Raw genomic sequence first — 13,340 nt, 5'->3', positions numbered from 1 at the left:
TCCGCTCAGCTATAAACAGATGGTCCCGACCGTCGGGAATCGAATTCACGTGAGGGGGAGACGATGACGCGCGAACTGTTCTGGCTGTCGCTGACGGTGATCCTGACCGGGCTGCTGTGGATTCCCTACATCATCAACCGCTGCCAGGTGCGCGGCCTCTCCGGCGCCATGGGCAATCCCTCGCGCAACGACAAGCCACACGCGGAATGGGCCAACCGGCTGATGTTCGCCCACGACAACGCGGTCGAAAATCTCGTGATCTTCGCGCCGCTGGTCTTGATCCTCAACGCGGCCGACTATTCCACCAAATGGACCGTGCTGGCCTGCGCCGTCTATTTCTGGGCCCGCGTCGCGCATCTGATCGTCTACACGCTCGGCCTGCCGGTGTTCCGCACCCTGGCCTTCACGGTCGGTTTCATCGCCCAGGCGGTGCTGGCGCTCGCGATCTTCAAGATCGTCTAGGCTGCCATCTGCCATCTGCCACCGTGACTGGGTTGGTCGCGTTCGACCAAGCCCGGATCACTGTCGCGCAGCTTCTTGAGGCGCCTTGATCGCGTCGAGACGCAGGTTCAGTGCGTCGCGCCTCTTGCCGGACTCCGTCAGGCTCTTCTGCCAATTCGAATTCTTCGGGTCGACCTTCGTAAGCTTCAGCCAGGCGTCGTGTGCCTTGGTCTCGACGGTGACAGCCTTGTTTAGGAGATCGGCAGTCGGCAGCGAAGCCTCGCCGGCGCCGGCGTCAAGCTGACCAAATAGCAACGAGACAGCCCTCTCGTAGTCCATGGCGAGATATTCAAGCGACGTCATGTTGTTGCGATCCGCGTCGACCAGCGTCTCCCGGCCAGCAACGACTTCCTCGAATTCGGCGCTCGCCCTGGCCCACTCACCCTTCCTGGCCAGGACCTCGGCCCTGCCACGCCGCGTCGTAATCCGGTTCGAAATCACCACGCTGTTGGTTGGAAAACGTTCGGCCAGCCCATTCTGGCGCTTGAGTGCGGCGTCATACAATTGAAGTGCCCGGTCGAGGTCGGGAGGCGATTGCCTGGCCATCACGCCGGCGAGTTTCGACATCGTATTCGGCGCATATGCCGCCCATACGGGGTTGTCCGGATGATCGACGGCAAGTTTGTCCGCGATCGGTAACGCCAGTTCGAATTGCTGTCGCGCCTCGCCGTATTTCTGGTCGTCCCTGAACACTTCGCCGATCTTCACCGTGCTAAAGGCGAGGTGATACTGCCGCTCTCCGTCGCCTGGTGACTTGTCCGCAAGCTTTTGCGCAATTTCCCTGGCTTCGCGATATAGCGCGAGCGCAGCCTGGGGCTGCTTTTCAGCCAACACATCGGCCGAGCGGAATTTGGTCTCATAAAGCAGACCTTGCGCGCCGTCACTATTTGGCTGCAGCACCACCAGCTTCTCGGCCAGTTGCAGCGCGCGTGTCGCGCGCTTGCGCGCCTCGTCTTCCGAGTTCTTGCTCCTGATGAGGATGTCTGTCGCGGTGTTGTCGAGCTTGATTTCCAGCGACAGGGTTTCCGGCGACGGGTCGAATCCAGACTGAACGGCGCTCTGGCCTTCCGCTTCCTGGATGTTGTTGACGGCGGCTTGCGCGGCCTCCTCCATGCTCACCGCCGCCGCGATTTTCATGTCACCGGCGTTGAGTGCCGCGAGCGTCCTGTCGAGAAACGCCTGTGCATTCGAGATCGATCTGGCGAAATTCTGGTCTGCAAGCCGGCGGTTCTCGTCTGCACGCGCTTGCTGCGTCGCTCGTTCCGCGGTGTCGACGTGATTGCGGTATTGCAGATACCCGACCCAGAGGACGAGCACTCCGCCAGCAACAGCCATCGACCCCGTCAGCCACAGGGATCTTCTCTGATAGGCGAGCCCGCGGCGCAGCATATCCTCGACGCTTGCGAAATTGCCGCCATAACGTTCGGCCCATTTCGGTGTTCGAGAACCTTTCCGCCACCAGTCCCAGTGTCGCTCGATGCCTTCGACCTTGTTGCTGCGGCGGTCGCCATCGAGCATCGATAGCAACATCTGATATTTCCGACCGTCCTTCTGCTCCTGCGCAAGCCATCCGATCGGCATCTTGTCACCGGCATCGCCGGTCGCTCCCGGCAGGCCGCGTATCCGTTCCCAGCGCCGCAACAGCGCCTCATGGCCGATGTCGATGACGGTATCGTCCGTTACATTGGCGATCCCTGCCGGCGATGTGACGAGGAACGAGCAGTCATCGGCGCGAAACAGGTCGACGATCCTGCGGAGCTCTTCGTCCGGAACGCCGCACTCGTCACGAAGCTGCGCATAGGACAGGGCGCGACGGATTGCCCGCCCGTCCTTGATATCGGACAGCGCCCGAAACACCGCCCCGACGGCCTCCTCACGTAGCTTCGGCAGCAGCTTCTCGGCATGAACCGAAAGTGCGCCAGACATCTTGCCGACTGCAACGTAACAACCGGGGTCGATGTGCCGAGCGAGCGACGGATGACCCTCACCAGGTTCGGCGGGCGCGTCGCCCGCCGGCGCCTGCTCGGACGGCTGCGAAGCCACCACTCCGGCCTGCTGCCAGAGTTGCAGCAAACAGTGCTGGAGCACGGGCAGCTGATCCGGTTCTCCCTGCGCGTCCGTCAGCAGTTGCTGTACAAGTGCAGGATCGATCGTAGCGCCGGCGCGCTTGATCGGTTCGGTAATGATCTGCTCGATCTGGTCGAGTTCCAGTCCGGGCACCAGAAATTGCGTTGCGCTGACGGCCTCCGGCAGCCCCGGGAAATCGGAGCATGCGCCGATGAAGTCGGAGCGCATCGTGATCAGCACGCGGATGTCGCGGTCGGCACTGCGCCGCCCTTCCATCAGCAATTCGACAAACCGCTTGGCTTCGCTCCGGGAGGTGGCGTCCCGCAAGCGGTCGGCCTCCGTCTCGCTCGGGCGGTCGGCATAACGGAACAATTCCTCAAACTGGTCGACGACCAGAACGAATTTCTCGTCTGCGCCGACGCCGGCCTCGGACACGGCGTCGGCAAGACCGAAACTCGACCGACCCAGCTGATACTCGATGTGGTGGCGTCGAATATCCGAGGTGGTGCCGCCGACATCGCGGCTGTCGGCCAGCTGCGCCAGCGCATCGGCCAGCGACGCCAGCGGAGCGTCGCCTGGCCGCATCGAACACCACGCCCATTTGCCGGACCGCGATTGTTCGTTCTCCTCCTCGAGTACCGGCAACAAGCCGGCTCTGGTCAGCGAGGACTTGCCCGATCCCGAGCTGCCGATGACGGCGACGAACCGGCTGCGATCCAGCAGCCCGTAGAGCGAGGCGATCTGGCTGCGCCTTCCGAAGAAGAATGCATGATCTTCATGATCGAACGGGCGCAAGCCGGGAAACGGCTGATCATTGGAAAGACCGTGCCGTACCCAGCTCATCGCAGGTGACTGGCGCGCGAGCGATCGAGCAACTGCTGAAGCCGATCGAGCATCAGCTGGTTGTCATGCGACAAGTCGAGGACCTCGTCGATCTCGGACGGCAACGGCATGTCGTCCTCGGACTTGCTCTCCCCCGGCGGCGGGCCGAGCACCAGTCCCCGGACGGAGAACCTTTCCTTCCGGCCAAGGTCCCGCCAGCTCCGCAGCTGACTGGCGGACATTTTCGCCCAGACGTCGGTCGCCTGTGCCCAGCACAGAAAGACGGCGCTGCAATCGGCGAGATTCTGGCGATGGAGCTTGTCCCGGTCCGGATCCTCGTCATTGCCGGGCAGGATCGCTTCGGCATCATGGTCGCGCAGCCATTTGCGAACCTTGCGCGCGAATTCGCGGTCGTCCTTGCGGTGCCAAACGTAGATCCGCGAGCCAAAGCTCTCCTGCTCGATGCTGTCGGTCCGGCTCGGAGGAACGCGCCGTTCGAGTTCTCGCTTCAGGTAGCTCTGAAACGCGCTGAAAACATCGCCGTAGAGTTGATCCCCCTCGCAATGGTGGTCAAATCTGTCGAGCACCGTGATCGGTTCACGCAACGCTGCCGCCGGAAATCGACAATCGTCCTCAGGCGATTTGGGCGCCCACACGATCCTGGTGAACCGTGCGCCGTTAGGATTGGTGGGGTGCAACTTGGCCCGTTCTCCGGCCCGCGCGAGCTGCAACGGGACGATGTGATCCAATTCATCGGGCTTGTATCCTGGCTTGTCGCCGAGCAGGTGAATCGATGCTTCGGCGGACTCGAGCGCGCTGTCCACGAACTGAAGGGCCCGCGCCGCCGCTTCCGCTGGAATATTCTCGCCGATGGGCGGCACGACCTGGTACCCCTCGCGCATCAAGTCGTTGGCAATACGGTCATAGACCACCGCCGTATCCGGAGCGGGCTTGGCGAGATAGATCGTTCGCGGTTCCCGGAGGGAACTGATCCTGGCCACGCTCGCTGGCGCAAGCGACAGTGGCTGTGGCGGGACGATCTTCCTTCGAACGTTACTCGCCCTGCGCCAGACGACGCTTCCAAGCTCGGAGACACGCTTGGTGAACAACTTGTCGCAGATCTCACCCTGATCAACGAAGAAACGTTCATTGCCGGGCTCTCGCCACTCGTCGAGACTGAAGAAGTCGTATCCCTCAATATTCTGCAGTTCATCGGGATGCTCGGCCGGCTCGACGTGGTTGGCGCGCACGAGAACCATGTGTTCAGTGCTGTCCTGCCGCTTTGCGAACAGTTCCAGTTCCTTGCGACACCAGGGTCGGGACAGCCAGTTCGTCGACATCACGACCAGCAGCAGCGATGACCGCTTGATCGCCTCCTGAATGATGTTGTCGAAGCGATCCGCCTTGTCGATGCGTCGCTGATCCCACCAGATCTTCGGCCTCGGATGGCCCCGCCGCGTGAGAATATATTCAAGATGGCTGATCAGGACCGTCACGAACCCCTTCTCCGGTTCCAGCCCTGGCGGGACGCTGTTGTCGTCGTGCGCGTATGAAACGAATATCTGGACCGGATCGTCAGGACCGGGCGGAATGTGAAACTGTTCCTCGTTCATATGAGTCCAGCCTCCAAAAATACAGCCTTGGAATGCGCACTACCTATAGTTCTGAAAACAGACACCATATCGCAATAGGCGTGAAATGTCTATCGGAGGCTGCAAATGTGCATGGCGCCACCGTGGAACCGGAGGCTGGAAAATGACGAGGGTTACGCCACAGCCTTGCGCACCACGATATGCAGCATCGTTGCGGGCGCCTCGTCGAAACTCTTGATCTCGCTGGTGTCGGACGAGACCTGGACCCACGCCCCTGACGCGGCGTAGGTCGCCGCCAGCCAGTCGGCCGCGGGATAATTGTAGTAGCGGCCGATGCTGTCGCGGCCATCGCCATGGCCGATCTTGTAGCTCGCGTAGAAGATGCCGCCGGGTTTCAGCGCGCGATGGATGCGACTGAGGATGCCGGCCAATTCGTCGCGCGGCACGTGCAGCAGGCAGGCGCTGGCCCAGACGCCGTCATAGGCCTCCAGGTCCTCGAGTTCATCGAACAGCATCGCCTCGACGGGATGGTTGATGCGCCGCGCCGCGACGTCAGCCATCTCGGGGGACCCGTCGGTCGCGCGCAGCACGAAGCCTTCGGCAAGCATGACGGCGGCATGATTGCCGGCACCGCAGCCGAGTTCGAGGATCGCGCCGCCCGGCGGCAGCAGCTTGAGAAAGCCGATCAGCCGGGTGGACGGCGCTTTCGCCCACCCGGCATAGGCCTCGGCATTGCGCCGGTAGAATTGCAGCGTGGCGTCATCCACGATGCGAACCTCGCCGTCAGCTGTCGGCCAGTCCGAGCATCAGCCGCATGTTCTGCACCGCGGCACCCGAGGCGCCCTTGCCCAGATTGTCGAGCCGGGCGACCAGCACGGCCTGGCGGTGCTTGTCGCTGGCGAACACATAAAGCTCGAGCTGGTTGGTCTCGTTGAGTGCCTCCGGCTCGATCCGCCCGCCCTTGGCCGCTTCGTTTTGCAGCGGCATCGCCGAGACGTGTTTGCTGCCGGCATACCACTTCGCCAGAACAGCCTGCAGGTCGGCGCCGGTCGGCTTGCCCGGCAACGTGTCGAGCTGCAGCGGCACCGAGACCAGCATGCCCTGCCGGTAGTTGCCGACCGACGGGATGAAGATCGGCCGCCGCGTCAGATGCGAGTAAAGCTGCATCTCCGGCACGTGCTTGTGCTCGAAGCCGAGGCCATAGAGCTCGAAGGCCGGCGCCGAGCCATCCTCGAAGCTCGCGATCATCGACTTGCCGCCGCCCGAATAGCCGCTCACCGCGTTGACGGTGACGGGATAATCCGCGGGCAGCAGGCCGGCATCGACGATCGGCCGCAGCAGCGCGATCGCACCGGTCGGATAGCAGCCCGGATTGGAGACCTTCTGCGCGTTGCGGATCTTGTCGGCCTGGTCGGGCGCGAGCTCCGCGAAACCGTAGGCCCAGTCGGGCGCGACGCGATAGGCGGTCGACGCATCGAGCACCTTCGGAGCGGCACTGCCCATCGTGTCGATCAGCGCGACGGTCTCCTTGGCGGCATCGTCAGGCAGGCAGAGGATCACGAGATCCACCTCCTCCATCAGCGCACGCTTGGCGCCTGCGTCCTTCCGCTTGTCGTCGGCGATGTGCTTGACAGCGACGTCGCCGATCGCGTGCAGCCGCTCCTGGATACCGAGGCCGGTGGTGCCGGACGCCCCGTCGACGAACACGGTGGCCCTGGTCGCACCGCTCTTGGTTTTCGGCTGGTTGGTATCGGTGACGGTCATGGCATGCTCCTTTCGAGCTCGTTCGTTTCGTTTGCTAACACGTTTGGCCGCACCTGCGCCGCCAATCCGGGGCTGTTATCCCTAGATTGAGCGCATCCTCGTCCACGACAACAACCCCCGCTCACGGAAACAGCGCGATCTGCTCCAGCCCGGTGGTTTCGGGCAAGCCGAACATCAGGTTCATATTCTGGATCGCCTGTCCGGCCGACCCCTTCACAAGATTATCGAGCGTCGAGAGCACGATGGCGCGGTTCTTGATCCGGTCGGCGACGACGCCGATCTGAACGTAATTCGAACCGCGCACGTTCTGCGTCTGTGGCAGCACGCCCTTCTTCGTCACATATACGAACGGCTCGTTGGCGTAGGCCTTTTCCAGCTCGGCGCGCAAATCGTCGGGCGTAGCCCCGTTGAGCTTGACATAGGATGTGCAGAACTCACCGCGCGCCATCGGAATGAGATGCGGGGTGAAGTTCACTGTCACAGCCGAGCCAGCGGCTGCGCCGATCTCCTGCTCGATCTCCGCCGAGTGTCGATGGCTTCCGATCGAATAGGGCGACAAACCTTCGCCGGCCTCGCTGAACAGCGTGTTCTGCTTCAGTCCGCGTCCGGCGCCGGTGACGCCCGACTTTGCGTCGATGATGATCTCGTCGACGTCAATCAGCTTTGCCTTCGCCAGCGGAACAAGCGCCAGCAGCACCGCCGTCGGATAGCAGCCGGGACAGGCCACCAGCCGCGCGGCCGTGACCTTCTCCCGGTAGAGTTCGGTCAGCCCATAGACGGCCTCGTCCTGCAATTCGAGCGCCCGGTGCTCATGGCCGTACCATTGCGCGTAGCTGTCTTTGTTGCGCAGCCGGAAATCCGCGGACATATCGAGGATCTTGATTCTGGGATTGGCTTTCAGCACCGCGGCGATGATCTCTTGCGTCGTCCCATGCGGCAGTCCGCAGAACGCGGCATCGAGCCGCGTCCAGTCGACTTTTTCCCATTCCACGAGTTTTGGCAGGTCGAGCATGAAGAAGTGAGGAAACACCTCGCTCATCGCCTTGCCGGCATGGGTGTTGGCGGTAAGCGCGGTGATTTCGGCATTCGGGTGCCGCGCCAACAGGCGCACCGCGTCGGCGCCGGTGTAGCCGGACGCGCCCAAAATTCCGATTTTCTTCTTCATCATTACTCGCTCCTCGGAAGCGCAGTCATCTCGGCCTGTACCATCGCGAAAGCCTGCGGGCGCACTTCGCGCATCAAAGCCGCGATGTCCCGGGCACCGGCTTCGGCCTGCAATGCGAGCGTGTTGCCGACCGCCGCGAAATCGGTTTCAGACTTGTGCTGGTTCAGCTTGAAGCTGCCCTCCACCTCTTCCACCATCATCTCGAGGCCCACGATGGCCTTCTTCATGGCTTCCAGCCGCGCGGCGGTCATCTTGCCCGACACCCACGGCTTTTTCGGCAGCAGCCGGTCCTCGAACTTGGCGCTCAGCACGTCGATCTGAACGGCAAGTTCCTCGTCCGACAGGGTCCGCACCGGCCCGGTCAGATGAACGGCCTGATAGAGCCAGGTCGGCACCTGATCGGGCGACACATACCAGTCCGGCGACACATAGGCATCCGCGCCGGTGACGGCCAGCAGCCACGGGCTCCCGTTCGCCAGCTTTACCAGCGGATTGTGACGGGCAACATGAAACAGCGCCCGCGGCGTACCGTCGGCGGCGTAGGTCAAATAAAACGGCAGCGCAGAGGCGATCGGCTTGCCGCCGTCGCACGCGCAGACGATGCCGAAACCGCGCGCTTCCGCGAACGCAAGGCTCGCGGCGCGGTCAGGCTTGAAAGGCGGTGGCGTATACATGATCGAAGCTCCTGCATGACGAAGGAGCCGCCAGATCGAACCGCGTGTCTTTTTCAGGAGAGCGCCGCGGGATCGGATCCGGCGGCAGAGGCGATGGTCTTAAACGCGAGCGACCGCCCATACCGCGATAATGCGGCGGCGGCGGGCGATGATGATGGTCGCGGCGTTGATCATGGACGCGGCTATAAGGCCGCGCCCGTTTTGCGTCAAGGAAAACCGTTCAGATCGCCGGATTCCACGGCGCCGGCACGACGCGGTAGCCATTGCCGTCCTTGACCACATTGCCGAGGCCCGGGAACGGGTAATGATAGCCCTGCACCTGGAGCCGTTCCGCGACCACCATGTCGTAGATCCGGCGGCGGGTCTTCTCCGCGACGTCGCCGTCCTGGTCGAAGAACGCATGCCAGCCGGGATTGGCCGCGAACAGGTTCGGATTGTTGGTGACGTCGGACTGGATGAAGACCTTGTCCGCCCCCGAAGCCAGCACGTAGGAGGTGTGGCCCGGCGTGTGGCCGACGGTCTCGACCGAGATCAGGCCCGGCGCGATCTCCTTGCCCCACTCGTAGGGCGTGACCTTCTTCTTCAGGCCGGCCTCGAAGATATTACGGTTGTTCTTGAACAGGCCCTGCATGCGGCCGGCGGGCGCCCGGCTCATCTCGCCGTCATCCATCCAGAACTTCCATTCGGTCGCCGGCACCAGCACTTCGGCATTCGGGAACGCCGGCGTGCCCTCCGCCGTCAGCAGGCCGTTCACGTGGTCGGTATGGAAATGCGAGATCACGACCATGTCGACATTCTTCGGATCGAAGCCGGCCGCAGCGAAATTGTCGGCGAACTGGCCACTGGCACCCTTTGTGCTGGCTTTCGCCAGCGCGCCATTGCCGGTGTCGATCACGACCAGCTTGCCGCCGGTGTTGAGCACGAGCGGCGCGTACCAGATCGACACCATGTCGCGTGGCATGAAGGCCTTCTCCAGCGCCGCGTTGACATCGTCCCGCTTCGCATTCGGGATGAAGGAATCTTCCAGCTTGAAGACGTTCTTGCCGTCCGACACCGCGGTGACGAGGATGTCGCCGACCTTGTAGCGATAGAAGCCCGGCGCCTGCCTGTCGGCGGCGGGCGCTGCGGCGGCCGCGGGAACGGCAGGCAGCAACGGCGCGGCTGCGATGCCGGCAGCACCTGCGAGAGCGCGACGTCGTGTCAATTCCATCTGATGTCCTCCCAGTGAAGCAATGATGCGCCCGGCGGAGCCGCGTCCGCTGCGGCGAGTTTTGCTCAGCGTTTTGACAGTCGCGTGAAGACGGCCGTGCAAGCAATTGTTCTCCCGCCTAACCCCTGCATCGTCGCGATATTCCTGACGTCGTTACACCGCCCGCCACATCCACTCGACGACCTGGCCGATGACGTCGCCAAACAACAGCAGCGCCGCCGACCAGACCAGCGCGGAGACGAAATTGGCGATCTGGAATTGCCAGTACGACATCTCGAAAATGCCGGCGGCAAGCGGCACCGAGGCGCGCAGCGGGCCGAAGAAGCGCCCGATGAAGATGCTGGGCACGCCCCAGGTCTTCACGAAGGCCTCGCCGCGCGGCAGGATCTCGGGGTAGCGCGACAGCGGCCACATCTGCGCGACCTGCTCCTTGTAGCGATAGCCGAACCAGTAGGAGACCCAGTCGCCGAGTGCGGCGCCGATGCCGCCCGCGATCCAGATCGGCCAGAAACTGATCCCGCTGACGCCGATCAGGGCGCCGATCGCGACCAGCGCACCCCAGGCGGGCACCAGCAACGAGATGAAGGCGAGCGATTCAGCGAACGCCAGCAGCATGACGATCGGAGCGGCCCAGGCCTGGTGGTGGCGGACGAATTCGGCCAAGGCCCGCGCAAAGTCTTCCATCTCGTCGAGTGCCCTCCGCTGCGTTGAAAACTGAATGAACCTTTGTAGCGGCACACAGCCTAAGAACAGGTAAGCCAGCCCATTGCGTGACATCAAGTCACAAAGGCGGGGATCAAACGTGATTTCCGGTAAGGCCCCTGCGGTCCGGGTTGGCTGGCCCCTCCCTCATAAGAAAAAGGAATCACTGGATGATCGGGTCACTGATGATGTGCGTCGGCGTTCTCGTCTTGTTGTTCGGAATGCTCGCGGGCATCGCCATGGGTATCCAGCACGACTTCACGTTGGGGCCGGCGCATGCGCATCTCAATCTCGTCGGCGGCGTGCTGCTGTTCCTGTTCGGCCTGTACTACCGGCTGGTGCCGGCGGCAGGAACCATGTTGCTCGCCAGGATCCAGGGCTGGCTGCATATCGTCGGCGGCATCCTGTTTCCGGCCGGCGTGGCCGCGGTGTTGCTGAAGGGTCCCGCGTTCGAGGCAGCGCCGATCGTGGGATCGCTGATGGTGGTCGCCGCCATGGCCCTGTTCACGGTCGTTGTATTCCGCACCTCGCGGGCGTAATCGCAGGCTCCTATCTACACAGGCGGCCGGGCCCTAACGGCGCGGCCGCCCCCATTTGGCAGCCCATCCGTGGCATAGTCAGAGCAACCGATTCGCTGCGCCCAAGCCGGCGTACTACTTGAAGAGCCATGTCCAAACCGCTGAAATCAAACGCCAAAAGTAAATCTGCCGACGATCTGTTCGGAGCCCCGGAGCCGAAGGGACGCGCCCCGGCGAAGGCTGCTTCCCGGCCCACGGGAAGTGCCGAAGCCGGCTATACGGCGGCCGATATCGAGGTGCTGGAAGGGCTGGAACCGGTCCGCCGGCGGCCCGGCATGTATATCGGCGGCACCGACGAGAAGGCGCTACACCATCTGTTCGCCGAGGTGATCGACAACTGCATGGACGAGGCCCTCGCCGGCCACGCCACCTTCATCGACGTGGAGTTGACCACCGACGGCTTCCTGACCGTGACCGACAATGGCCGCGGCATCCCGGTCGATCCGCATCCGAAATTCCCGAAGAAGTCCGCGCTCGAAGTCATCATGTGCACGCTGCATTCGGGCGGCAAGTTCGACTCCAAGGTCTACGAGACCTCGGGCGGCCTGCACGGCGTCGGCGTCTCCGTGGTCAACGCCCTCTCGTCACGGCTCGAGGTCGAGGTCGCGCGCAGCGGGCAGTTGCACCGCATGACCTTCGAGCGCGGCCATCCCAAGGGCAAGCTCGAAGACCTCGGCAAGGTCAACAACCGCCGCGGCACGCGGATCCGCTTCAAGCCGGATACCGACATTTTCGGCGCCAAGGCGGCCTTCAAGCCGCAGCGTCTATTCAAGATGACGCGCTCGAAGGCGTACCTGTTCGGCGGTGTCGAGATTCGCTGGCATTGCGATCAGGAGTTGTTGAAGGGCGTTGAGGACGTCCCGGCGGAAGCCAAGTTCCACTTCCCCGGCGGCCTGAAGGATTATCTGGCCGCGGCGATCCATGCCGACACGCTGGTGCATCAGGATATCTTCTCCGGCAAATCCGGCCGCAGCGGCGCGCATGGCGCCTGCGAATGGGCGGTGGCCTGGACGGCCGACGCCGACGGCTTCCTGTCGTCCTACACCAACACGGTGCCGACGCCCGATGGCGGCACGCATGAATCGGGTCTGCGCAGCGCATTGCTGCGCGGCCTGAAGGACCACGCCGAGCGCGCCGGTCAGGGCAAGCGCGCGGCCTCCATCACTTCGGAAGACGTGATGGTGGGCGCGGCCGTGATGCTCTCGGTGTTCGTGCGCGAGCCTGAATTCCAGGGCCAAACGAAAGATCGCCTCGCCACCGCCGAAGCGCAGCGCATCGTCGAACAGGCGATGAAGGACCCGTTCGACCACTGGCTGTCAGGCAATCCGAACCAGGCCAACCGGCTGCTCGACTTCGTGATCGATCGCGCCGAGGAACGGCTGCGCCGCCGCCAGGAAAAGGAAACCGCGCGCAAGACCGCCGGCAAGAAGCTGCGTCTTCCCGGCAAGCTTGCGGATTGCTCCGATGCCGGCACCGAAGGCTCTGAACTTTTCATCGTCGAAGGCGACTCGGCCGGCGGCAGCGCCAAGCAGGCACGCGATCGCAAGACGCAGGCCGTGCTGCCGCTGCGCGGCAAGATCCTCAACGTCGCCTCTGCCGGCAAGGACAAGCTGACCGCCAACGCGCAGCTCTCCGATCTCGTCCAGGCGATCGGCAGCGGCACGCTCGCGCACTACCGCGAAGAGGATTTGCGCTATCAGCGCATCATCATCATGACCGACGCCGACGTCGACGGCGCGCACATCGCATCGCTCCTGATCACCTTCTTCTACCGGCAGATGCCGCGGCTGATCGACGAGGGACATCTCTATCTGGCGGTGCCGCCGCTCTACAAATTGAAGCACGGCACCAAGTCGGTTTACGCCCGCGACGACGCCCACAAGGAAGAGTTGCTCAAGAGCGAATTCAACGCCAACGCCAAGGTCGAGGTGAATCGCTTCAAAGGCCTCGGTGAGATGATGCCGGCGCAGCTGAAGGAGACCACAATGGATCCGGCCAAGCGCACGCTGCTGCGCGTGGTGCTGCTCGCCGACGATCGCGAGGGCACCGCCGACTCGGTCGAGCGGCTGATGGGCACCAAGGCGGAAGCCCGCTTTGCCTTCATCTCCGACAAGGCCGAATTCGCAAGCGACGATCTGCTCGACGTTTAGGCCTCAACCGGCTGATTTGAAATGATTTTCCGGCCGCCCCTCGATCGGGGCGGCCGTTTTCATTCGCGTATTCGAAGAGCGTCTGCGGTTTCGTTTTCGGGCGGTTGTGTCTCAC

The 13,340-nt window shown here is 63.2% G+C and carries 11 protein-coding genes; 3 read left to right on the top strand and 8 right to left on the bottom strand.

The genetic code is table 11. The annotated features are described in order from the left end of the window. Positions 1–63 precede the first annotated feature (63 nt). Positions 64–462 (top strand): MAPEG family protein, encoded by a 399-nt coding sequence (locus AAFG13_RS03465; protein WP_342711134.1) that lies wholly within the window; start codon positions 64–66, stop codon positions 460–462. 57 nt (positions 463–519) lie between these two features. Here the strand turns inward: AAFG13_RS03465 and AAFG13_RS03460 are convergent, their stop codons facing one another. From AAFG13_RS03460 to AAFG13_RS03425, 8 genes are all read right to left on the bottom strand, one after another. Continuing rightward, positions 520–3,411, bottom strand: a complete 2,892-nt coding sequence (locus AAFG13_RS03460) for a tetratricopeptide repeat protein (protein ID WP_342711133.1) — start codon at positions 3,409–3,411, stop codon at positions 520–522. Further along, positions 3,408–5,003, bottom strand: coding sequence for a toll/interleukin-1 receptor domain-containing protein (locus AAFG13_RS03455; protein ID WP_342711132.1), 1,596 nt, complete (start codon positions 5,001–5,003; stop codon positions 3,408–3,410). The genes AAFG13_RS03460 and AAFG13_RS03455 overlap by 4 nt, the downstream gene beginning before the upstream one ends. Before the next feature lie 152 nt (positions 5,004–5,155). Then, positions 5,156–5,749, bottom strand: a complete 594-nt coding sequence (locus tag AAFG13_RS03450) for a class I SAM-dependent methyltransferase (protein WP_342711131.1) — start codon at positions 5,747–5,749, stop codon at positions 5,156–5,158. A 16-nt stretch (positions 5,750–5,765) separates the two neighbouring features. Beyond that, positions 5,766–6,746 carry an N-acetyl-gamma-glutamyl-phosphate reductase gene (gene argC / locus AAFG13_RS03445; RefSeq protein WP_342711130.1) on the bottom strand — a complete coding sequence of 327 codons (981 nt, stop codon included), beginning with the start codon at positions 6,744–6,746 and terminating at the stop codon, positions 5,766–5,768. Between the two features lie 121 nt (positions 6,747–6,867). Then, positions 6,868–7,914: an N-acetyl-gamma-glutamyl-phosphate reductase gene (argC, locus tag AAFG13_RS03440; protein WP_212317465.1), complete on the bottom strand. Its 1,047-nt coding sequence runs from the start codon at positions 7,912–7,914 to the stop codon at positions 6,868–6,870. Beyond that, on the bottom strand, positions 7,914–8,585 hold the full coding sequence (locus AAFG13_RS03435; RefSeq protein ID WP_212317466.1) for an FMN-binding negative transcriptional regulator: 672 nt from the start codon (positions 8,583–8,585) through the stop codon (positions 7,914–7,916). Before AAFG13_RS03435 ends, argC (AAFG13_RS03440) begins: the two co-directional genes overlap by 1 nt. A gap of 220 nt (positions 8,586–8,805) precedes the next feature. Next, positions 8,806–9,795 (bottom strand): MBL fold metallo-hydrolase, encoded by a 990-nt coding sequence (locus tag AAFG13_RS03430; protein WP_342711129.1) that lies wholly within the window; start codon positions 9,793–9,795, stop codon positions 8,806–8,808. Positions 9,796–9,948: 153 nt separating this feature from the next. Next, complete coding sequence (locus tag AAFG13_RS03425) at positions 9,949–10,479, bottom strand: DedA family protein (RefSeq protein ID WP_212317468.1); 531 nt, start codon at positions 10,477–10,479, stop codon at positions 9,949–9,951. A gap of 188 nt (positions 10,480–10,667) precedes the next feature. Here AAFG13_RS03425 and AAFG13_RS03420 point away from each other — a divergent pair, with 188 nt between their 5' ends. Together AAFG13_RS03420 and parE are read left to right on the top strand one after the other, a co-directional pair. Beyond that, positions 10,668–11,036 carry a hypothetical protein gene (locus AAFG13_RS03420; RefSeq protein ID WP_092113833.1) on the top strand — a complete coding sequence of 123 codons (369 nt, stop codon included), beginning with the start codon at positions 10,668–10,670 and terminating at the stop codon, positions 11,034–11,036. Between the two features lie 128 nt (positions 11,037–11,164). Continuing rightward, positions 11,165–13,225, top strand: coding sequence for a DNA topoisomerase IV subunit B (gene parE, locus AAFG13_RS03415; RefSeq protein ID WP_342711128.1), 2,061 nt, complete (start codon positions 11,165–11,167; stop codon positions 13,223–13,225). Positions 13,226–13,340 lie beyond the last annotated feature (115 nt).

Origin of the sequence: Bradyrhizobium sp. B124 (assembly GCF_038967635.1) — a bacterium.
Taxonomy (GTDB): domain Bacteria; phylum Pseudomonadota; class Alphaproteobacteria; order Rhizobiales; family Xanthobacteraceae; genus Bradyrhizobium.
This window is presented reverse-complemented; position numbering and strand designations above follow the sequence as displayed.

Excerpts from the sequence above, each read along its gene's own strand:
- AAFG13_RS03460 (WP_342711133.1), bottom strand. The coding sequence starts at position 3,411 with ATGAGCTGGGTACGGCACGGTCTTTCCAATGATCAGCCGTTTCCCGGC.
- argC (WP_212317465.1), bottom strand. The coding sequence starts at position 7,914 with ATGATGAAGAAGAAAATCGGAATTTTGGGCGCGTCCGGCTACACCGGC.
- parE (WP_342711128.1), top strand. The coding sequence starts at position 11,165 with ATGTCCAAACCGCTGAAATCAAACGCCAAAAGTAAATCTGCCGACGAT.
- AAFG13_RS03455 (WP_342711132.1), bottom strand. The coding sequence starts at position 5,003 with ATGAACGAGGAACAGTTTCACATTCCGCCCGGTCCTGACGATCCGGTC.
- AAFG13_RS03465 (WP_342711134.1), top strand. The coding sequence starts at position 64 with ATGACGCGCGAACTGTTCTGGCTGTCGCTGACGGTGATCCTGACCGGG.
- argC (WP_342711130.1), bottom strand. The coding sequence starts at position 6,746 with ATGACCGTCACCGATACCAACCAGCCGAAAACCAAGAGCGGTGCGACC.
- AAFG13_RS03420 (WP_092113833.1), top strand. The coding sequence starts at position 10,668 with ATGATCGGGTCACTGATGATGTGCGTCGGCGTTCTCGTCTTGTTGTTC.
- AAFG13_RS03435 (WP_212317466.1), bottom strand. The coding sequence starts at position 8,585 with ATGTATACGCCACCGCCTTTCAAGCCTGACCGCGCCGCGAGCCTTGCG.
- AAFG13_RS03425 (WP_212317468.1), bottom strand. The coding sequence starts at position 10,479 with ATGGAAGACTTTGCGCGGGCCTTGGCCGAATTCGTCCGCCACCACCAG.
- AAFG13_RS03430 (WP_342711129.1), bottom strand. The coding sequence starts at position 9,795 with ATGGAATTGACACGACGTCGCGCTCTCGCAGGTGCTGCCGGCATCGCA.